The sequence below is a fragment of the Streptomyces sp. NPDC058195 genome (genome assembly GCF_042883525.1).
GTDB lineage: Bacteria > Actinomycetota > Actinomycetes > Streptomycetales > Streptomycetaceae > Streptomyces.
Genome location: NZ_JBHVVM010000024.1, coordinates 110303 through 130552, shown reverse-complemented (window position 1 = coordinate 130552; position 20250 = coordinate 110303). Strand labels below are relative to the sequence as shown.

Here is a 20250-nt window from a genome sequence, read left to right as displayed (position 1 = left end):
GGCGGCTTCCTGGCCGAACTGGCGCAGGTCGGCGGGGAGCCGGTCGGCCTCGGCCCTGAGTTCGGTGCGTCCTTTGGCGATGCGGGCTTTGGCCGTGCCGAGTTCGGTGCCGATGATGTCGGCGACGGACGAGATGACGGTCTGCATCCGGGCGACGTAGAGCTTGCGGGCTTCCTGGTAGAGCTGGTTGGCCTGGTCGGGCAGGCCGGCGAACTTGTCCTTGACCCAGCGGGCCTTGCCGGTCCAGCCGGAGTAGCGTTTGTCCTTGTAGGCCTTCATGCGGCGTTTGTGGTCGGCGGTGAACGCGTCGCGGGCTGCCTTCTCCCCGGTGGTGAACGCGGTGTCGACCTTGGCGTCGAGGCCGGTGAGGGTGGTCTCGACGTCCTTCTTCGTGGCGTCGTAGACCTTCTGGAGCTTCGCGGTGGCCTCGGCGCGCCGTTTCTCGTCCCGGGTCTTCGTGTCGCCTTTGCCGCCGTCGACGTGTTTCCCGGCGGCTGCCCGGGTGGCGGTGAGGGTGCTGAGGGCCTGGGCTCCGGAGGCGGCGGCACCGGCCTTCGCCGAGGAGAGCTGCTGGGCTTCGGCTGTCCTGCCTTGGGCGGGGGCTTTCGCGGAGTCCGCCTCGGCGGTCTTCTTCGCGGAGAGGGCCTGGTCGAACTCGGGTTCGTTGCCCTTGGCGAGCTGTTCCTCGGTGACTTCGGCGTCGGCCATGGCCTGGTTGTTGGCGGCGGGGCCCTGGGAGAAGTCGGTGACGGCGGGGGGCTGTCTGTCGGGGACGGCGTCGGCGGCGGGGGGTGCGCCGGGGTTGGGCGGGGGCTGGTCGGGGGACATCGGGGTGACGGGTTTGTCTTTGGCCGCCGTGGTGTCGGGCGGGGCCTTGGTGGCGGTGTCGATGTCCTTGGCGGAGGCGGTCTTTCCGTCGGTGACCTTGCCGTCGACCTCTGCCTTGATCTGGTCGGCCTTGCCGGACTTGGAGAACTTGTCGGCCTGGTCGAGGTTCTTGGGGGCCTGGGCGTCGATGGCCTTGTTCACGGCGTCGATGAAGGCCTGTTTGCTGAACTCGCCGGGCTTCGCGGCGTTCATCTTCTCCGCGTTCGCGGCCTTGCCCTGGGCTTCCCTGTCGTCCGGGGGCGCGACGGCGGCGTCCTGCGCGGACTTCGACTCCGTGGCGGCGGGGGCATGGACGGACAGGCGGGTCCGCTTCGCCGCGACATCCGCCTTCACCTTCCGGAAACCAGGAGCCTGGGCCGCAGACGGCTTCACCGGAGCGGTATAGCGCTGCGCGACCAGACGGGACACCGCACGATTCCCCGCCGCACGCTGAAGACGCTGGAGACCGGGCGCACGAGGAAGGGGGACGCTCTCGCGGCGGGCGGCATCCCCCGCGCGGTCGGGCCCGGGGGCGGAAGCGTCCTTGTCCGGAGTCGCCTTCATCCGTCCCCCCGCTACGAGTTCGCCCGCTCGCCGATTCCAGGGTGTGCGGGGCGACCAGCCCGTATGCAGGACGGGCGGACCGCGTGCGGGGGCATCGTCCGGGGGCACGGACAGCGGGCGGGGGTTGCCTGATCGGGCAGCGGCCGGTGCACGGGAGGGCGGCCGAGCGTCCGTTCCCGGTGATCGCCGGTGTCGCGAGAATTGCGGGCGTTCCCGGCCAAGGAGAGACTTCATATGCCGTCGTACCTGTCCCCGGGCGTCTACGTCGAAGAGATCGAGTCCGGATCCCGGCCGATCGAAGGGGTGGGCACCTCGGTCGCCGCTTTCGTCGGCTTCGCCCAGAAGGGCCCGTTCGACGAGCCGACGCTGATCACCAACTGGAGCCAGTTCGCCAGTACGTTCGGTGACTTCGTCGACGGCACGTATCTGGCGTCGGCCGTGTACGGGTTCTTCACCAACGGCGGCGGTGTCTGCTACGTGGTCCGCGTCGACGACGGCTCCGAGCCTTTGACGGAAGGCAACGACGAGGACCCGGGAGCCGGCCGACTGCCCGTGGGGTCCGAGGTCCAGCTCGGCCCGTACGCGGTGAAGCCCCGCCCCGGAGCGACCGGACAGGTCACCGTCGAGGTGAGTGAGGTCGAGGCGGAGGACCCGCCCTCGGACGTCTTCCAGCTGATCGTGCGGCGGGACGGACAGGTCGCGGAGACGTACCCCAGCGTGACCACCAAGCGCAGCAAGGACAACGTCGCCACCAAGGTGAACGCCACCTCGGAGCTCATCGAGATACGCGAGACCGGACGCGGAGCCGCCCCGGCCAAGCCCGAGCCCCAGAGCGTCACCCTGGCCCCTGCCGCGCCCGCCCCGAACGGCACCGGGACGCTGACACCCGAGCTGTACGTCGGCGACCCCGACCGCCGGACCGGGATCGGCGGGCTGGAGGCGGTCGAGGAGATCACCACCGTCGCCGTGCCGGACCTGATGAGCGCGTACCAACGCGGGCTGCTGGACCTGGAGTCGGTCGTCGCCGTGCAGCAGGGGATCATCAGCCACTGCGAGCTGATGGGCGACCGGGTCGCCATCCTCGACCCGCCGCCGGGGCTCAGCCCGCAGCAGATCCGTACCTGGCGCGCCGACAGCGCCAACTTCGACTCCAAGTACGCCACGCTCTACTACCCCTGGATACGGGTGGCGGACGCCTCCTCGGGGCGGGCGCGGCTCGTCCCGCCGAGCGGTCACATCGCCGGGGTCTGGGCGCGGAACGACGAGTCGCGCGGGGTGCACAAGGCACCCGCCAACGAGGTCGTGCGCGGGGCGGTCGCCCTCCAGACCCAGCTGACCAAGGGCGAGCACGACCAGCTCAACCCGATCGGGCTCAACTGCATCCGCTCCTTCCCCGGGCGCGGCATCCGGGTGTGGGGGGCCCGCACCCTGGCCTCCGACCCGGCCTGGCGGTACCTGAACGTACGGCGCCTCTTCAACTACCTGGAGGAGTCGATCCTCACCGGTACCCAGTGGGTCGTCTTCGAGCCGAACGACGACGCGCTGTGGGCCCGTATCCGGCGCACCGTCTCGGCGTTCCTGGTGAACGAGTGGCGCAAGGGGGCGCTGTTCGGGCTCACCCCGGAAGAGGCGTTCTACGTCAAGTGCGACCGCGAGACCAACCCGCCGGAGAGCATCGACGCGGGGCAGGTCATCTGCGAGATCGGGGTGGCGCCCGTCCGGCCGGCCGAGTTCGTCGTCTTCCGGCTCTCCCAGCTGACCGGCGGCACCGGCGGCGTCGACGAGTAGTACGCACCACCGGAATGAGCGGCCAGAGCGGCAAGAGCGGTAAAGGAGCCTGTTGTGCCACTTCCCGATCTCGACAGCACCGTCGGGGCCTCCTTCGGCCTCGAATTCGACAGCGTCGTCATCAAGCAGATCACCGAGGTCAGTGGTCTGAAGATGGAACAGGACGTCATCGAGCTGAAGCAGAACACCGCCGACGGCCGCTACGCCATCAAGAAACTCCCCGGCAGGCCGAAGGCCGGTGAGGTGACCGTGACGCGGGGTCTCACCGAGGACAACAGCTTCGAACGGTGGATCAAGGACTCCCGGTTCGGCCGGATGACCACGGCCCGGCGCAACGGGGCGGTCATCGTGTACGACCACGAGGGCATCGCGATCAAGCGCTACAAGCTCATCAACGCCTGGCCGAAATCCCTGGAGATCGGCACGCTCAAGGCCGGTGACACCTCGGTGCTGACGGAGAAGCTGGCGATCACCTACGAGAGCATGGAACTCGACTGATGCGACGCACGGCTCCGGCGGAGGAGCGGGGACGGCCGGACGCGCAGGCGGGGAACGGCGGGGCCGGGCACACCGGCCGGCGGGAACCGCTCCGCACCGAGTTCACCTTCGAGCTGCCGCGCGGCTATGTCGACGAGGCGGGCGTCGTGCACCACACGGGCGTCATGCGGCTGGCGACCGCGCGGGACGAGCTCGTGCCGCTGCGGGACGACCGGGTGCGGGAGAACTCCGCGTACCTGTCCGTCGTGCTGATCTCCCGGGTGGTCACCCGGATCGGCACGATCGACGACATCCACCCCGGCATCATCGAGGACCTCTTCGCCTCCGACCTGGCCTTCCTCCAGGACTTCTACCGTCGGATCAACGCCGAGGGCCACACCCGCGCCGCCGTGTCCTGCCCCGCCTGCAAGGAGGAGTTCGCGGTGAATCTCGCCGGTGGCCGCCTGGGGGAATCGTGACGTACGCGGCCGACCTGCTCTACGAGGAGGTCGCGTACCTCGCCTATCACTTCCACTGGCCGCTGGATGACCTGCTGGACCTGGAACACCCGGAACGTCTGAGGTTCGTCGCACAGATCGCCCGCCTCAACGGGCGGTAGCGGACAGCGCAGTGAGCGGGAAAGGGCGGGAGAGTTCATGGGCCTGATGTCCTGGCTGCGCGGTGGCGGACGTACGGCGGAGAACACAGGCGCGGGCACGGGCGCGGGCACGGGCCCGGGGCCCGGGGCGCCGCGTGAGCGCGTCGATCTCGCCGAACTGCCGCCCATCCAGAGGATGGTGGGCCCCCAGGATCTGGTGATCGACCCGGCCGGGTTCCAGGGGGCGCTCTCCACCCGGCAGGACTCCTCGCTCGGAACCCCGCTCGGACACCTGGTGAGTCCGGACGCGCCGACCGGGCTGGTGCACGGCATCACCGAACCGGCGGCACCGGCTGCCCCCGCGCCGGTGCAGCGGGCCGTGCCGGGGGCCGTGGAGCTGCCGGGGCGGGGCGGGCGGCTGCCGCTCGCGGTGTCCGTGCAGAGGGTGGTGCCGGGCGGGCCGCCCGCGATGACCTGGGCCGGAGCATCGGCGGAGGCGGAACGTCCGGTCCGTCAGCTGGTGGGCGAGCGGCCGTTGGCGGCGATGGCCGTGCCCGAGCTGGAAGCCCCGCACCAGGGGACGGATCCCTCACCGGGCGGGGAGGTGCCCGTTCAGCGGGCGGTGGTGCCCGGGGCCGGTGTGCCCCGGCGCGCGGCCGGGCTCGGGGCGCCGATGTCCGGGCTGCCGCCGACGGCCCAGCGACGGCCTGCCACCGACGTCCCGGGCGGGGCGGACGGGTCCGTGCCGACCGTCCCCGGCACGGCTGACGGGGACGGCGGCGAGGCTCCCGGGACGCCCCGGTCCGCTCAGGCACCCGGCGTACCGGAACCGGAACCAGAACCGGCGTACGGGTCCGGGGCCGACGTACCCACCGCCCCCCTGCTCGGGGACGCGCCGCTGCTGCCTTCCGGCGCTCCGGACCCCGGTGAACCCGCCCCCGCACCCGTCGGTCCCGCGCCGGCGGTGCAGCGCACCCCCTTCGCGCCCCCGCCGCCCCTGGCGCCGCCCCCCGCCCCCGAGCCCGTCGCGCCCCTGCTCGCCGCGCGGCCCCTGGAGCTCCGGAACGCGCCGGACGCGGGCGCCTCTGCCGTGCAGCGCTCCGTCACGGGCGGGGTGGAGCCGTCGCCGCTCTCCGGGGAAGCTCGGGAAGCCGGGGTGGCCGCGGCGGCCTCGCCCCCCTCGTACGCCCTGGACGCCGGGGACGCCGTACCCGTGCGCTGGACGTCCCCCGGGCCGGGGGCGGCGCCGCTGCCCGCGGGGACCCCGGCCGGACCGGCGGCGCTGCAACGTACCGGTGCGGCGCCGCGCCCCTCGCCGCCCGGGGCTCCGCCGCCCCGCCCCCCGCTTGCGGGCCTGCAGCGCCAGGCGGCCGGAGGGCCTCCGGTGCCGCGTTCGGTGACGGGTTCCGCCGGGCCGGGCGTGCCGTCCGGCGGCGACGGGACCGGCGTACGGTCGTTCACCACGGCGGGCGCGGTCGCCCTCGCGGCGGGGGTGGCCCAGCGGGCGGCCGACGGCAGCGTCGTCTTCGGGCCGCCGCCACCGGCGTACGCCTCCCCCGTCATCCAGCGCGAGACGGTGAGCGAGGAGCCGCCTCCGCCGGACCCGCCCGAGGAGACCGCCGCCGAACCGGAGCCCGGCCCGGAAGCGGAACCGGCCGCCGCGCCCGGGGCCCACACCGTGCCGGGCGGACCTGCGGCGGGCGCCGGGCCCGGAGGAGCGCCCGTCGTCACCGACGAACTCGTACGGGCCCTGTACCCGCCGCTCAGCAGGCTCTTCAAGGCGGATCTCCGGCTGGAGCGCGAACGGGCGGGATTCCTCATCAACACCCGGCACTGAGACACCTGGTACGGAGACACCCGGTACGGAGACACCCCGCACGGAGAACGGCAGCGACGACAAAGGAAATTGAGAGGTACGTGCCATGGCCACCGCCCAGGACAACGATCCCGCCGTCAGCGTCTGCTTCGTCGTCACGATCGACGACATCGAGCTCGGATCGTTCAACACATGCGACGGGCTGGGGTGCGAAGTGGTCCTCGAAACCCGGGAGGAGGGCGGCAACAACGGGCACCTGTGGCAGCTCCCGACCCGCCTGAAGTACCCGAACGTCAAGCTGTCCCGGCCGCTCACCAAGGAAACCGAGAAGGTGGCGCGCTGGTTCGCCACCATGACGACCGGCTTCAGCCGGAAGACCGCGCACATCGAGGCACGGACCGGGGACGGGCAGAAGGTGGCCCAGTGGGGGCTGCTGGAGGTCGTCCCGGTCCGCTGGACCGGCCCGTCGTTCACACCCGAGTCGCCCAAGGTCGCGATGGAGACGATCGAGATCGCCCACCACGGCTACATGATGGAGGGCTGAGCGTCGTGAGCGGTGCCGGTCCCATCGCCTTCAGTGCCGCAGGTACGTCCGGGGTCTCGGCCGCGAAGGCCGGAAAGGGAGGCTCGGCCAGGCCCAAGCTGGAGCACGCCTACCTGGAGCTCCGGACCCCGCCGAGCGGCGGCGGCCTCACCCCTGGCGGCCCGTGCGGGCGGATCGACTTCCAGTTCAACCCCAAGGAGCTGAGCCTCACCAAGGCGGCCTCCTGGAAACGGAGTACGGCCAAGGGCGCCAAGAGCTCCGGCCCGCCGGAGTACCAGGGCTCGCAGCCCAGCAAGCTCACCGTGGAGATGTTCTTCGACGCCAGTGACACCCAGGACACCCGGGTGGTGACCTCCGTGGAGCAGCTCTTCGCCTGCTGCGTGCCGACGAACGAGACCCGCCAGCAGCAGCGTTCCTCGCCGCCGTGGGTGGTCTTCCACTGGGGCGGGCTGACCGGGTTCCCCGGCTACGTGAGCCAGGTGCAGGCGAAGTACACCCTGTTCACCACGTCGGGCGTGCCGATCCGGGCTGTCTGCCAGGTGACGATGGAGGAGATCAGCGGCGACACCCCGGGCCAGAACCCGACCTCCGGCGCGCTCGCCGCGCGCCGGGTGCACCGGCTGGACGCGGGGGACTCGCTGCCCTCGCTCGCGCAGCGCGAGTACGGCGACCCGGCGGCCTGGCGGGTGATCGCCGAGGCCAACGGGATCGACGACCCGCTGCGGCTGGCGCCGGGACGGCAGCTGCTGCTCCCCGCGCTCGACGAGCTGAACCGGCTGGAGGAGAACCGGGACGGAGGGCGGCCCTGATGGCGCGGCCGGGCGTCGCGACGGCGCTGGTGGTGGAGTTCGGCGGCAGCCCGCTGCCCGCGAAGTTCGTGAACACGCTGGTCGAGGGGTACGTCGATGACAGCCGGACGCTGCCCGACCTGTTCGTGCTGCGCTTCCGCGACCCGGACCGGGTGCTGCTGGAGCAGACCGGGCTGAAGATCGGCTCCGAGGCCCGGCTGCTGGCCCGCGCGGGCGGCGACTCGACGCCGAAGCCGCTGCTGAAGGGGGTCGTCACCGCGCTGGAGGTGGAGCTGGACGAGACCGGCACCTTCACCGTCGTACGCGGGCTCGACGAGTCGCACCGGCTGTTCAGGGGACGCCGGGTGGCCAGCTACCAGAACATGACGCTCGCCGACATCTGCGCCCAGGTCGCCCAGCGGGCCGGGCTGAAGCCGGGGACGGTCGACGTGGCCGGGCCGGTGCTGGAGCACATCGCCCAGCCGAACGTCACCGACTGGGAGTTCGTCCGGGACCTGGCCGAGGAGGCGGGCGCCCAGGCGTACGTCCTCGACGGACAGCTGCACATCACCCGGCCCGCCGAGGCCAGCGGTGCCCCGGACGGTTCGGCGCGGGCGGACCGCAACCCGCTGGTCCTGGAGAGGGGAAGCAACCTGCTGCGCTGCCGGGCCGGGGTGTCCTCCGCCGAGCAGGTCTCCGAGGTGGAGGTGCGCGGCTGGGACGTCAAGACCAAGCAGCCGCTGGTCGGGCGGGCCCCGGCCGGGAAGTCGGCCACGCTGGAGCTGGGGGTGAGCGCCGCCGAGGTGTCCGCCCCGTTCGGCGAGGCCCGGTTCGTGGTCACCGACGCGGCGTACGGGGCGCAGGCGCAGGTGGACCAGGCGGCGAAGGCGCTGGCCGAGCGGATCGCCGGGTCGTTCGCGGAGCTGGAGGCGGTGATCCGGGGGAACCCGGAGGTGCGGGCCGGAAGCGCGGTGGCGCTCAACGCGGTGGGGGCGCCGTTCGAGGGCCGGTACACGGTCACGTCCTCGCGGCACGTCTTCGACCCGGTGCGCGGCTACGAGACCTGGCTGACGGTCTCCGGGCAGCAGGAGCGTTCCCTGTTCGGGCTGACCGGGGGCGGTCCGGGCACGGGGGGCCAGGGCGGCGGCTCCGGCGGCGGCTCGCGGTGCGCGGGGCTGGTCAGCGGAACGGTCACGGACACCCAGGACCCGGAGGGCTCGGGGCGGGTGAAGGTGCGGTTCCCGTGGCTGTCGGACGAGTACGCGAGCGACTGGGCGCGTACGGCGCAGTCGGGCGGGACGGGCGGCGGTGACGCGTTCATCCCGGAGGTCGGCGACGAGGTGCTGGTGGGCTTCGAGCACGGCCACCTGGACCGGCCGTACGTCCTGGCCGGGCTCTACAACGGGAAGGACCGGCCGTCCCAGGGCAGCGGCGGCGGCAGCGGCAGCGGTGGCACGGGAACGGGACCGGGAACAGGCGGAGGCGGCGGGATCGCCGGGGCGGTGACCGCCGCCGTGACCGGCGAGTCGGCCGCGTCCGGCGCACCCCCCTCCGACGGTGCCCCCGGCGGCTCGCTCGTCGACCCGACCAGCGGCGCCGTCAACCGGCGCGCCGTCGCCTCCAAGAGCGGCAACCAGCTGGAGATCCTGGACGACGCCAACGGGCCGCAGGGCGTCCGCCTGCTCACCGGTGACGGAAAGCTGAAGATCGACCTGGACCGCAAGGGCACCGTCATCCGCGTCCACAGCGACGGCAGCGTGACCATCGAGGCCAAGCAGCAGGTGTCCATCCGGGCGGAACACGGCGTCGCGCTCGACGGGGGACAGGGAACCCTCGAACTGAGCGGCGACAGCGTCACGCTGAAGTCCCGCAGCGGAGTGAGCGTGGACGGCGGCAACGGCGAGGTGTCGCTCGCCACCGGGGGCACGGTCGAGGTGCGCGGCGCCCGGGTCGCGGTCGACGGCACCCAGCGCACCGACATCAAGAGCGGCTCCTCACTGTCCGTCAACGCCCCCATGGTGAAGATCAATTGACCGTGCCGACCCCCACCGCCCACCGGTCACCGGCACCGGCCGAATCGAGAGGAACGAAACCCCCATGCCAGCAGCCGCAGCCGCCCGGGTCGGCGACCCCACCGGACACCCCGGCACGGTCGGGCCTCCCGGCGTTCCGACCGTGCTGATCGGCGGGCTCCCCGCCGCCACGGTCGGCACCCCGCACCTGTGCGCCTCGCCGCCGCCCGCGGTGCACCCCCCGTCCGCGATCGCGCCGCCCGGCAGCACCACGGTGCTGATCGGCGGGTTCCCCGCCGCCCGGGTCGGCGACCGTTCCGCCTGCGGCGCACCGATCGTGTCCGGATGCCCGACGGTACTGATCGGAGGCTGAGCCGCGTGGGACAGGAATTCATCGGCGCGGGCTGGGCCTTCCCGCCGCGCACCGACGCCACCGGGTCCATCGCCCTGGTGCGCGGCGAGCACGAACTGGAGGAGTCGATCCGGCTGATCCTCGCCACGTCACCGGGCGAACGGCCGATGCGCCCGGAGTTCGGCTGCGCCGTCAACGACTACGTGTTCGCCCCGGCGGACGCGGGCACCGCCGGGCAGCTCGCCTACGAGGTACGGCTCGCGCTCGACCGGTGGGAGCCGCGGATCGAGGTCACCGAGGTCGTCGTCCGGTTCGACGAGGTCGACAACGGCGTCCTGTACATCGACATCGGCTACACCGTCCGGGGCGCCAACGACCCCCGGAACCTGGTCTTCCCGTTCTATGTGATCCCGCAGCACGAGGATCACGTGATCCCGCAGCACGAGGAGGTGGACGGCGCGTGACGCTGCCCAGCCCGCATCTGGACGACCGTCGTTTCCAGGGCCTGGTCGACGAGGCGAAACGGCTCGTCCAGCAGCGTTGCCCCGAGTGGACCGACCACAACGTGTCGGACCCCGGAGTGACCCTCATCGAGGCCTTCGCGACCATGGTCGACCAGCTCGTCTACCGGGTGAACCGGGTGCCGGAGAAGAGCTATCTGACCTTCCTCGACCTGATCGGCGTCCGCCTCCACCCGCCCACCGCCGCGCGCACCGACGTGACGTTCCGGCTCTCCGCGCCCCAGCCCGAACCGGTACGGGTCCGGGCCGGAACGGAGGTCGCGACCGTACGCACGGAGACCGAGGAGGCCGTGGTCTTCACCACCATCGGCGAACTGTCCATCGCGCCCTGCGAGTTCGCCCATCTGGCGACCTGGCCGACGTCCGGGGACGCCGCCGACCGTACCGAGGAGCTGGCGCTCGGCCGGCCCGTACCCTGCTTCGGAGCCACGCCCGCGCCCGGCGACGCGCTCTACGTCGGACTGTCCGCGGCCGTGCCCGCCGGGGTCGTCGTGCTGCGGCTGGACTGCGCCGTCGAGGGCGTCGGCGTGGACCCGCTGCGCCCGCCGCTGGTCTGGGAGGCGTGGGACGGCACCGCCTGGGTGGCGTGCGAGACCGAGAAGGACGACACCGGCGGCTTCAACCGGTCCGGCGAGCTCATCCTGCACCTGCCGCAGGGCCACACCCCGGCCGTCGTGGTGCGCCGCACCGGCGGCTGGCTGCGCTGCCGCCTGGTGGAGGCTGCCCCGGGGCAGCCCACCTACATGGCGTCCCCGGTGGTCCGCCGGATCACCGCGTTCACGATCGGCGCGACCGTCGGGGCGGTGCACGCCGAGACCGTGACCGACGAGGTGCTCGGCCCCGCCGAGGGCGTACCCGGACAGAGCTTCACGGTCGGCCGGCCGCCGGTGGTGCCCGGGGAGTTCGTCGTCGAGGTCGCCGATCCGGCGGGCGGGGAGCGGGGCGCCGAGTGGACCCGGGTCGACGACTTCGCCCACTCCGGCCCCGAGGACCGGCACATCACGCTCGACCCCAACTCGGGCCGGGTCGAGTTCGGCCCCGCGGTACGGGAACGGGACGGCTCGATCCGCTATTACGGCAAGGTGCCGCCGAAGGGCGCCGCGGTGCGGGTCCGCTCGTACCGCACCGGCGGCGGGCTGCGCGGCAACGTGGCCCGCTCCACCCTCCGGGTGCTGCGCAGCGCCATCCCGTACGTGGCCCGGGTGGAGAACCGCCGTCCGGCCCTCGGCGGGGTCGACGGCGAGACGGTCGAGAGCGCCCGGGTGCGCGGCCCGATGACGCTGCGGACGCTGCACCGGGCCGTCGTTCCGCACGACTACGAACTGCTCGCCCGTGAAGTGGCGCCCGACGCGGCCCGGGTCCAGTGCATCGCGGCCGGCCAGGACGCGGACGTCGAGGCGGGCGGGGTACGGCTGCTGATCGTGCCGGCCGGGCGCAGCGACGAGCAGGGCCGGATCGAGTTCGACGAGCTGATCCCGCCGGAGCACACCCTCGCGCTGATCGCGGGCCACCTGGAGGAACGGCGGCCCATCGGCGCCCGGTTGGTCGTGGAGCGGCCCTTCTACCAGGGGGTCACCGTGGTCGCCTCGGTCCAGGCCCGGCGCGGTGTCGTGCTGGAGCGGGTGCGCGAGGAGGCGCTGACCGCGCTCTACAGCTACTTCAACCCGCTGAGCGGCGGACCGGGCGGCGACGGCTGGCCCTTCGGCCGGCCGGTCCAGTCGGGCGAGGCGTTCGCGGTCCTCCAGCAGGTGCCCGGCGTGGACCTGGTGGAGGACGTACGCCTCTTTCCCGCCGACCCGGTCAACGGGCAGCGCGGCGAACCCACCACCAAGATCGCCCTGGACCGGCACGCGCTGGTCTTCAGCTACGAGCACCAGCTCCGGGTACGGGAGGCCTGATCACCATGCGCACCGCCGTGACCGGCCTGCCGACCCCGCATCCGCTGATCGAACAGCTCCCCGCGGTCTACCTGGAGCAGGACTTCCTGCGCAGGTTCCTGGAGGCACTCGACGACGTCCTCGCCCCGGTCCTGCTGTCCATCGACAACCTGCCCGCCCACCTCGACCCGCGCAGCGCACCCGAGGACTTCCTGACCTGGATGGCCCAGTGGGTGGCCGCCGAGACCCGTGCCGATCACCCGATGGAGCGGCGGCGGGAGACGGTGCGGGGCGCGGTGGAACGGCACAGCAGGCGGGGCACCCGGCGCGGACTGGCGGAGGCGGTGCTGCTGGAGACCGGGGTCGAGCCGGAGATCGTGGAGAGCGGCGGTACGGCGTGGTCGACGACGCCGCACACCCGGTTCCCCGGCGGCCCGCGCCCGTGGGTCACGGTGCGGGTGCGGCCCACCCAGCCGTACCAGGTCGACCGGGTGCGGCTGGAGGAGCTGATCCGTACGGAGATCCCGGCCCACGTGGGCTTCGACCTGGAGGTCCTGTGATCTGCGGGACGTGCGGCCAGAACAACGCGCCGGGGACGCAGTTCTGCACCTCGTGCCGGGCGTTCCTGGAGTGGGAGGAACCACCGTCGAGCGGTACGCCGCCAACGACTCCCGTGCCCGCGCCCGCGCCCGCGCCCGCGCCCGCGCCCGCGCCCGCGCCCGCGCCGTCCCCGGCTCCGGCTCCGGCTCCGAGCCCAAGCCCGGACCCGGGTCCGACTCCGAGGACGCCTCCCGTACCCCCGGCGCCCGCGCCTCCCCCCTCTTCGCAGCCTCCGCAGCCTCCGCAGCCCCCGCCGTCCCGGGGCGCCGCCGCGACGGCCGCCCCGCGGCGGCCCGGCGACGATCCGGACACCCCGGTTCCGGGCCCCGAGGCGCTGCCCGCCCTGCCGGACCGGCCCGTCCCCGCACCCCCGGGCCCGCCCCCGGCCCCGCCCGTACGCTGCCCCGGCTGCCGTACGGAGAACGCCCCGGACCGCACCCTGTGTGTCCACTGCGGGCTGCTGCTGGACCCGGGACCGCCGCCCGAGGTCCGGCCGCCGTGGTGGCGCAGGCTTCTCCGGCGACGGCCGCGCCAGGCGCCCGTCGCGGGCACCCGGCCGAGGCGGCGGCTGTGGCGCCGCCCCGGGCTGACACTGCCGGTCGTGCTGATCGTGCTGGCGGCCGGAGTCTGGTTCGCGCTGCCGCACGCGTCCGGCTGGCTCGGCCTGGCCAAGGACGAGACCGGAACGCCGGAGGCCGTCCCGCCCACCCGGTTCCGGGCCTCCAGCCGGGCCGCCGGGCACCCGGCGGGCGCGGCCTTCGACGGCTTCACCAACCGTTTCTGGGCACCCGCCGACGACGGCCCCGGCACCGGCCGGGGGCAGTACCTGGAGTGCGACTTCGAGCAGCCGGTACGGGTGCTGAAACTGGTGGTCTTCCCGGGCGTCTCGTCGAAGGCGGACGAATTCCTCACCCAGGCCCGCCCGGCCAGGATCACCGTCCGGCTCACCTCCGCCGACGGCACCAGCGTCGACAGGAAGCTGCGGGTCAAGGACCAGCCGGGCCAGCAGACCTTCGACCTGCGCGGATCGGAGATCGTCCGGGCCCGGCTCACCACCGAGACCACCTACGGAGCGGGCCCCGGGCGCCGCCTCGCCGTCGCCGAGGTCGAGTTCTTCGGCCGCAGGCCCTGAGCGGGCGCGGGACGGCTCACTCCGTACGGCGCAGCGCCACCAGGTTGCCGGCCTGCGCGAGGCCGCTCTCCTCCACGACCTCGCGCACGCTCTGCGCCGCGCGCACCAGCGCGAAGCGCGGCCGTCCGTCGGCCCCCGTGCGGTAGCCGTACACGGCGGGCCGGGGCAGCGAGTTGTAGGAGAAGTGCGTGGAGAAGTAGTAGGCCCCGGTGTCGTACAGCGCCACCACGTCACCGGGCTCCACGGCGGGCAGCTCGGCCCCGGTCGCCGTGAGGTCCCCGGCGAAACAGCAGGGCCCCGCGATGTCGACGGTCTCGGCCGGGCCCTCCTTCGGGCGGCCCGCGGAGTCGAGGACCCCCACCCGCAGCGGCCAGGACGCGGGCATGAACACGGTACGGGCGGCGACCTGGGCCCCCGCGTGGGTGACCGCGATCCGCCGCCCGCCCGCGGACTTGGTGTACTCGACGACCGTGCCGATCGTCCCGCTCTTCGCGAGCAGCGAGCGGCCGAACTCGGTGACCAGTGTGTACCGGCCGCCGAAGAGACCGGGTACGGCAGCGCGGAGTCCGCTGACGTAGTCGGCGTACGTGGGACGGTCGTCCTCGTCGCCGAAGTTGACGGGCAGTCCGCCGCCGATGTCGATCCCGGTGACCTGGGCGCGGCCCAGCCGGTCGTTGATCCGCTCGGCCAGCTCGTACGTGGCCCGCAGGCCCTCGGCGACGAGCGGCAGCGGGCAGCCCTGGGAGCCGACGTGGGCGTGCAGCCGGTCGAGCCAGGGGCGGCGCTCGAACGCCTCGGCGACCGCGTCGGCGGCGCCCGGGTCACGCAGCGCGACGCCGAACTTGGAGGTCGCGGTGGCCGTGCTCATCGCACCGATGGCCCCGGCTCCCACCTGCGGGTTCACCCGGAGGCCCACGGGGCCGGACGCCTTTCGGCCCGCGAGCAGCCGGTCCACCCGCTCCAGCTCCTCGAAGTTGTCCAGGTTGACCGCGATGCCGTGGGCGAGCGCGAACTCCAGCTCCCCGACCGTCTTCGCGGGGCTGTCGAAGACCAGCCGCTCGTACCCGAACCCGGCGGCCAGCGCCTGCTCCAGCTCACCGGGCGAGGCCACCTCGCACCCCATCCCCGCGTCCGCCAGCAGCCGCAGCACCGGCACCAGTCCGCACGCCTTGGCCGCGAAGGCGTGCAGCACCGGGGCGGGCCCCTCGAACGCCCGGTGCAGCGCGTCCACCGCGGCCAGCACCCCGTCCACGTCGAGGAGCCCCACCACGGGAGCCTGCGGGCCGAGCAGCCCCTCCTCGACGGCCCGCGCCAGCGCCGCCGTACGGCGCTCGGCGCGCGGCAGCTCCGTAGCTGAAGTCATGTCCACCACATCACCCCTTCGTCGCGTACCGACAGCTTGGGGGCGCGGGGAACCGTACGTCTTCGACCGACACGACGACGCCCGGCCGCTTCCTTCGGAGCACCGGACAACCGAACGATCAACGCTGCTCCGTGCCGGAACCCGGCCGGGCCGCCAGCCGCAGCCCGACCTCCGCGAGGAGGCGTACGTCGGGGTCGGCCGGATCGACGCCGAACAGCTCCCGGGCCCGCCGCAGCCGGTACCGCAGGGTGTTGGGGTGCACATGGAGCCGCCGCGCCGCCGCCCCGGCGTCGCAGGACGCGTCCAGGTACGCGGCGACCGAGGCGCCGTACGCCGAACCGTGCGCCCGGTCGTGCTCCACCATCGCGTGCACCGGCCCCGACAGCACGGCCCAGAACGGCTCCATCCGGTCCAGGAGCCGGAGCGCCGCCGTCGCGGGAACCACCTCGTGATGCGCGGCCGCCGCCGACACCGCACCCCCGCCGCCCGCACCCCCGTTCTCCGGAGCCCCGCCGCCCGGGGCCCGTGCGGCCCGCTCCCGCAGCACCCGCACCACCAGTTCCGCCGTCTCCCGCGAGGCGGGCAGCTGCGCCGGTCCGGCCGCCACGGGCCCGGCGCCCGCGAACACCGCGCACCGCGTCACCGAACGCGCCGCCGCCAGCAGCGCGCGGGCCGGGTCGGTCTCGCCGTCCCCGGCCGGGACCAGCACGTACAGCCGCCGCCCGGAGCGTGCCGTCACACAGCCCGGCCGGTCCGCGGCGGCCCGCAGCGCGAGCCCGTCCAGCACCCGCTGCCCGGCCCGGTCCGCTCCGGGCACGTCAGCGGTGGACACCTCGGCGAGGACCACCGCGTGCGGCCGGTCCGCCGCGATCCCGGCCTCCGGCGCGGCCCGGACGTCCCCCCGCAGCAGCGCGCGCACCGCCTCCTCCCGGGCCCCGGCCGCGGCCCGGCCCCCGTTTCGGTGGTGGGCCAGATGCGGCACGGCGGCCCGCGCCGCGGTGCGCAGGACGTCCGCCGCGTCCTCGGCGAGCGGCCGTCCGTCGGCGGCGGCCCAGAGGGTGCCGAGCACCTCGGAGCCCTCGCGGACCGCGATGGCCAGGCGTTCGGCGTACCGGCCGTCGGCGGGCAGCCGCACCACGTCGTCGGTGCTCCACAGGGCCTGGAGGAAGCCGCTCTCGCGGAGCTCGGCGACCCGCCAGCGCGGGACCTCCTGGCCCAGGATCGTCAGCCGCCGCATCGGGTCGGGCTCGTGGTCGAGGCGCGAGTAGGCCAGCACCCGGGACTGCGGGTCCTCGATCGTGAGGGCCCCGCCGAGCAGATCCGCGACCGTGTTGGCCAGCCCGGACAGGTCGCCGAGCCGCAGCCCCGCGACCGGGGGGCCCGCGCCGTGCGCGCCGTCCGGGGCGCGGTGCGAGGACAGCGCGGTGCGCAGCCGCCCGAGCACCTCCGTCCAGCCCTGTTCCGGCCGCCGGGACAGCAGCGCGGTACGCCCGCGGGCCGCCGCCTCCAGCAGCTCCGCCCCGGGTTCCCGGCCGTTGTGCCGCATCACGACGGCCGCGGCCCCGGCCCGGTCGGCGGCGCGCAGGACGCCGGCCGCGCCGGAGGAGGCGAGCTCCACGCCGACCGCGAGGAGGACCAGCCCGGCCGCGCCTCGCGGGAGCGGTTCCTCACCGGGGTCGTACAGGGCCACGCCGGTGACCGGCACGGCGGTGGAGCGGGGGGCGACGACGATGTCGAGCGTCCCGGGGGCGACGAGGGCGAGGAGCTGTCCCAGCGAGGGGCCGGGGTCGTCCCGGTCCGGTTCGTGCGTCGGCATCCGCATCCGCCCATCATGACCGGGCTGCGGCCGGCCGGGCCTACGGGCGGAGCCCGTCGAAGGCGACCTCCAGGTGCCGCGGCCCGCGCAGCACCGCGTTCTGCCGGTACGGCGGCGGGTCCGCCACCAGGCGGGGGCCGTCGAGCCGGGTGGCGAGTGCGGTCAGGGCGGTCTGGGCCTCCAGCCGGGCCAGGGGAGCGCCGAAACAGGTGTGGATACCGCTGCCGAAGCCGAGGTGCTGGATGTCCTGCCGGTCCGGGTCGAAGCGGTCGGGGTCGGGGAACCGCCGCGGATCGCGGTTGCCGGAGGCCAGCACGAGCCAGACACCGGCGCCCCTGGGAATGGTGGTGCCCGCGATGTCGATGTCCGCGAGCGTGGTGCGCTGCGGCAGCAGCTGTACGGGCGGTTCGAAGCGGAGCAGTTCCTCCACGACCGGGACGACCAGCCCGGGGTCCTCGCGCAGCCGGTCCAGGACCTCGGGGTGGCGCAGCAGGGTGAGGGTGCCGTTGGTGATGAGGTTGACCGTGGTCTCGTGACCGGCGATCAGGAGCAGGGCCGCGGTGCTGAGTACCTCGGGCCGGGTCATCCGTCCGTCCGGACCGTCCCCGGCGACCAGGGCGGACAGCATGTCGTCGCCGGGGGCGGCGGCGCGTTCGTCGAGCAGCCCGGACAGGTAGAGCCCCAGCTCGGTGCGGGCCTGCCGGGTGGCGCGGAACCGCTCGCCGGGGTCCTGGCCGGGGTCCGGGTCGAGCCCGGCGGCGAGGGTGTCGGCCCAGGAGTGGAAGCGCGCCTCGTCCGCGCGCGGGATCCCCAGCAGCCGGCAGATCACGGTGACGGGGAACGGGTACGAGAAGTCGTCGACGACGTCGACCTGCCCGCGCCCTTCGAAGCCGTCGATGAGCCCGGCGACGATACGGACCAGCTCGCCCCGCATGTGGTGCACCCGCCGGGGTGTCTCGGGCGGCCCGAACGGCCGCATCGTCATCCGGCGCAGCCGGTCGTGCTCGGGCGGGTCCAGCCGCAGGAAGGCGGGCGGCAGCGGGGAGTCCTCCTGTTCCTCCAGGAGGGTGCCGGAGGCGCGGGGGGAGAGGTTGCGGGTGTCGGAGCTGAGCCGCGGGTCGTGCAGCAGGCTCTTGATCTCCCAGTAGGTGCTGACGACGAACAGGTCGTCGCTGTCCTGGAGCACCGGGGTCCGGCGCAGTTCGGCGTAGAGGGGGTACGGGTCGGCGCGGCTGCCGTAGTCGATGATCTGCCGCAGCAGCGTGCTGTTCGTCATGGTGGCGGGTCCTCGCGGTGGCGGTCCTTGCGGTGGCGGGTCGGCCGGGCGGGTGGGTCAGGCGCGGGCGGGGGTGAAGGTGATCCGCTGCTCGGTCGGCGCGTAGCCACTGACGGTCACGGACGGTCCGTGGGTGGGCAGGGAGGGATCCGGGAACTCGGCCGGTACCGGCCGCAGCCCCTCGGTGCGGCGGTCCACCGAGGCGTAGTCCGGCGGGAAGGGCGCGGCCGAGCGGATCTGCCGCTCGTAGAAATCCAGCCACTTGGTCTGGTCGAAGGAGACCGCGGCGATGACCCGGCCCTGGTATCCGTAGACCCCGGTGAAGCGGTGGTCGGCGAGCGAGCCCTGGGCGACGATGATCTCCTCGCCCAGTGACGGCACCCCGACCGACTTGATGTTGACCCCGAACTGGGCGGACCAGAAGGCCGGAACCCACAGGTGCGGGCGGCGCTCCGAGCTGCTGCTGATCATGTTGTGCGCCGCGGTCGCGGCCTGCTCGACGGCGTTGCCCCAGTGCTCCAGGGAGAGGAACTGGTACCCGAAGAGCGCGTGCGGCGACCGTGCGACGTCCCCGGCGACGAAGACGTCGTCGGTCACGATGCCCCGTACGTCGAAGGCGCGGCACCCCGCGTCGCAGGCGATCCCGCGCGGCCCGGCGGCCAGCCCTGACCCGGCCAGCCACTCGGTGTTCCGGGTCGCGCCCAGCGCGATGACGGCGAGGTCCGTGTCGAGGGCGGTGCCGTCGGAGAGGTGGGCGCGGCGCAGGCGTCCCACCGGGTCGCCCTCCAGGCCGGTGACCATGACCCCGCAGCGCAGGTCCACCCCGTGCTCCCGCTGGAGCTCCGCCGCGACCCGGCCGACCACTCCGCCGAGGGCGCCCACCAGGGGGGCCGCTCCGCGCTCCGCGACGGTCACCGGGATTCCGCGCTCACGGCAGGCCGAGGCGATCTCCGAACCGGTGAAGCCCGCGCCGATGACGAGGACCCGGCGCGGCGAGGCCGCCAGCCGTCTGTGCAGCCGGGCCGCGTCGTCCCGGGTGCGCAGCACGAAGACCCCGTCCAGCTCGGCCTCCGCCCGGTGCGGCCAGGGCCTGGCCCGTACCCCGGTCGTGATCAGCAGGCGGTCGTACGGCACCTCGTCGCCGTCGGCCAGCCGGACCCGCCGGGCCGCCATGTCGAGTCCGGTGGCGGCGGTGCCCAGGCGCCAGGTCGCGTCGAGGCCGGGCTGCCGGGGGAGTTCGGTGTGGTCGGGCGAGGCATGGCCCAGCAGGACCTGCTTGGAGAGCGGCGGACGGTCGTACGGCTCGTACGGCTCGTCCCCGACCAGCGTCAGCGAACCGGTGAACCCCTCCTTCCGGAGGGTCTCCGCCGCCCGCAGCCCGGCCAGGGAGGCCCCGACGACCACGATCCGCCCCTCGCGCCTCAGCCGCCCCAGTGCATCGTCACCGGACACCGGACGGCTCCTTCGCCGTGTCCCGCGACGCCCGGTCCGGATGCTCCGGGTACTCCACCCGGATGGCCTGCACCGGGCAGGCGGCGGCGGCCCGCCGCACCTGCTCGCGCTGCGCCTCGTCGGCGTGCGGGTTGTACAGCAGCGCTTCCTCGCCGTGCATGCTGAACACATCGGGGGCCAGGAAGGCGCACTGCGCGTACCCCTGGCACCGGTTGAGATCGACGACAAGCCGCATCGGCCCCGCCCTTCCGGTAGTACCTCCGCCCAGGCTGCGAGGCGGGTGCCGGAAGCGCGACCACGGGCGGACCACTGGGGTCATCACCCGATCGAGCGGATGCCCCTCAGCGTGCGAGGCCGGCCAGGGAGCGCAGCCCTGGCAGCACATCGGCGGCGGACGGCGCCGGCCT

At 74.0% G+C, this 20250-nt stretch carries 18 protein-coding genes and 1 pseudogene; 13 read left to right on the top strand and 6 right to left on the bottom strand.

Going from position 1 to position 20250, the window contains the following annotated elements; all coding sequences use genetic code 11:
- Nucleotides 1–1296: pseudogene (locus ACFVWY_RS26570) on the bottom strand (hypothetical protein); the annotation flags it as partial.
- A 369-nt stretch (nt 1297–1665) separates the two neighbouring features.
- On the opposite strand from ACFVWY_RS26570, the gene ACFVWY_RS26565 reads away from it, so the two are divergent.
- The 13 genes from ACFVWY_RS26565 to ACFVWY_RS26505 all read left to right on the top strand — a co-directional run bounded on the left by ACFVWY_RS26565 (nt 1666) and on the right by ACFVWY_RS26505 (nt 13936).
- Entirely contained in the window at nt 1666–3219 is a 1554-nt protein-coding gene (locus ACFVWY_RS26565; RefSeq protein WP_389876868.1) for a phage tail sheath family protein, read from the top strand.
- 54 nt (nt 3220–3273) lie between these two features.
- Entirely contained in the window at nt 3274–3717 is a 444-nt protein-coding gene (locus tag ACFVWY_RS26560; RefSeq protein WP_148833117.1) for a phage tail protein, read from the top strand.
- Nucleotides 3717–4175 carry a hypothetical protein gene (locus ACFVWY_RS26555; RefSeq protein WP_389876866.1) on the top strand — a complete coding sequence of 153 codons (459 nt, stop codon included), beginning with the start codon at nt 3717–3719 and terminating at the stop codon, nt 4173–4175. The genes ACFVWY_RS26560 and ACFVWY_RS26555 overlap by 1 nt, the downstream gene beginning before the upstream one ends.
- On the top strand, nt 4172–4315 hold the full coding sequence (locus ACFVWY_RS26550; RefSeq protein WP_389876864.1) for a DUF6760 family protein: 144 nt from the start codon (nt 4172–4174) through the stop codon (nt 4313–4315). Before ACFVWY_RS26555 ends, ACFVWY_RS26550 begins: the two co-directional genes overlap by 4 nt.
- A gap of 37 nt (nt 4316–4352) precedes the next feature.
- Complete coding sequence (locus tag ACFVWY_RS26545) at nt 4353–6131, top strand: hypothetical protein (RefSeq protein WP_389876863.1); 1779 nt, start codon at nt 4353–4355, stop codon at nt 6129–6131.
- 85 nt (nt 6132–6216) lie between these two features.
- Nucleotides 6217–6654: a phage tail protein gene (locus ACFVWY_RS26540; RefSeq protein WP_389876861.1), complete on the top strand. Its 438-nt coding sequence runs from the start codon at nt 6217–6219 to the stop codon at nt 6652–6654.
- 5 nt (nt 6655–6659) lie between these two features.
- A complete protein-coding gene (locus tag ACFVWY_RS26535) occupies nt 6660–7463 on the top strand; it encodes a peptidase M23 (RefSeq protein WP_389876860.1) in 804 nt (267 codons plus the stop codon).
- Nucleotides 7463–9475, top strand: a complete 2013-nt coding sequence (locus ACFVWY_RS26530; protein WP_389876859.1) for a VgrG-related protein — start codon at nt 7463–7465, stop codon at nt 9473–9475. Before ACFVWY_RS26535 ends, ACFVWY_RS26530 begins: the two co-directional genes overlap by 1 nt.
- A 64-nt stretch (nt 9476–9539) precedes the next feature.
- Nucleotides 9540–9827, top strand: a complete 288-nt coding sequence (locus ACFVWY_RS26525; RefSeq protein ID WP_389876857.1) for a PAAR domain-containing protein — start codon at nt 9540–9542, stop codon at nt 9825–9827.
- A 5-nt stretch (nt 9828–9832) separates the two neighbouring features.
- On the top strand, nt 9833–10270 hold the full coding sequence (locus tag ACFVWY_RS26520; RefSeq protein ID WP_389876855.1) for a GPW/gp25 family protein: 438 nt from the start codon (nt 9833–9835) through the stop codon (nt 10268–10270).
- Nucleotides 10267–12225 carry a putative baseplate assembly protein gene (locus ACFVWY_RS26515; protein WP_389876854.1) on the top strand — a complete coding sequence of 653 codons (1959 nt, stop codon included), beginning with the start codon at nt 10267–10269 and terminating at the stop codon, nt 12223–12225. Before ACFVWY_RS26520 ends, ACFVWY_RS26515 begins: the two co-directional genes overlap by 4 nt.
- 5 nt (nt 12226–12230) lie before the next feature.
- Nucleotides 12231–12764: a phage tail protein gene (locus ACFVWY_RS26510; protein WP_389876852.1), complete on the top strand. Its 534-nt coding sequence runs from the start codon at nt 12231–12233 to the stop codon at nt 12762–12764.
- 641 nt (nt 12765–13405) lie between these two features.
- A complete protein-coding gene (locus ACFVWY_RS26505) occupies nt 13406–13936 on the top strand; it encodes a discoidin domain-containing protein (protein ID WP_389876851.1) in 531 nt (176 codons plus the stop codon).
- Between the two features lie 16 nt (nt 13937–13952).
- Here ACFVWY_RS26505 and ACFVWY_RS26500 read toward each other — a convergent pair whose 3' ends face one another.
- The 5 genes from ACFVWY_RS26500 to ACFVWY_RS26480 form a co-directional block, all read right to left on the bottom strand.
- Nucleotides 13953–15299, bottom strand: coding sequence for a diaminopimelate decarboxylase (locus ACFVWY_RS26500; protein ID WP_389876850.1), 1347 nt, complete (start codon nt 15297–15299; stop codon nt 13953–13955).
- A gap of 118 nt (nt 15300–15417) precedes the next feature.
- Nucleotides 15418–17121, bottom strand: coding sequence for a PucR family transcriptional regulator (locus ACFVWY_RS26495; protein WP_389876848.1), 1704 nt, complete (start codon nt 17119–17121; stop codon nt 15418–15420).
- Nucleotides 17122–17155: 34 nt separating this feature from the next.
- The gene (locus ACFVWY_RS26490; RefSeq protein WP_389876846.1) at nt 17156–18391 is read right to left on the bottom strand and encodes a cytochrome P450; all 1236 of its coding nucleotides are present in this window, start codon (nt 18389–18391) and stop codon (nt 17156–17158) included.
- A gap of 57 nt (nt 18392–18448) precedes the next feature.
- Nucleotides 18449–19843, bottom strand: a complete 1395-nt coding sequence (locus ACFVWY_RS26485) for an NAD(P)/FAD-dependent oxidoreductase (RefSeq protein WP_389876844.1) — start codon at nt 19841–19843, stop codon at nt 18449–18451.
- Nucleotides 19833–20078 carry a ferredoxin gene (locus ACFVWY_RS26480; RefSeq protein WP_389876842.1) on the bottom strand — a complete coding sequence of 82 codons (246 nt, stop codon included), beginning with the start codon at nt 20076–20078 and terminating at the stop codon, nt 19833–19835. Before ACFVWY_RS26480 ends, ACFVWY_RS26485 begins: the two co-directional genes overlap by 11 nt.
- Nucleotides 20079–20250: the final 172 nt, after the last annotated feature.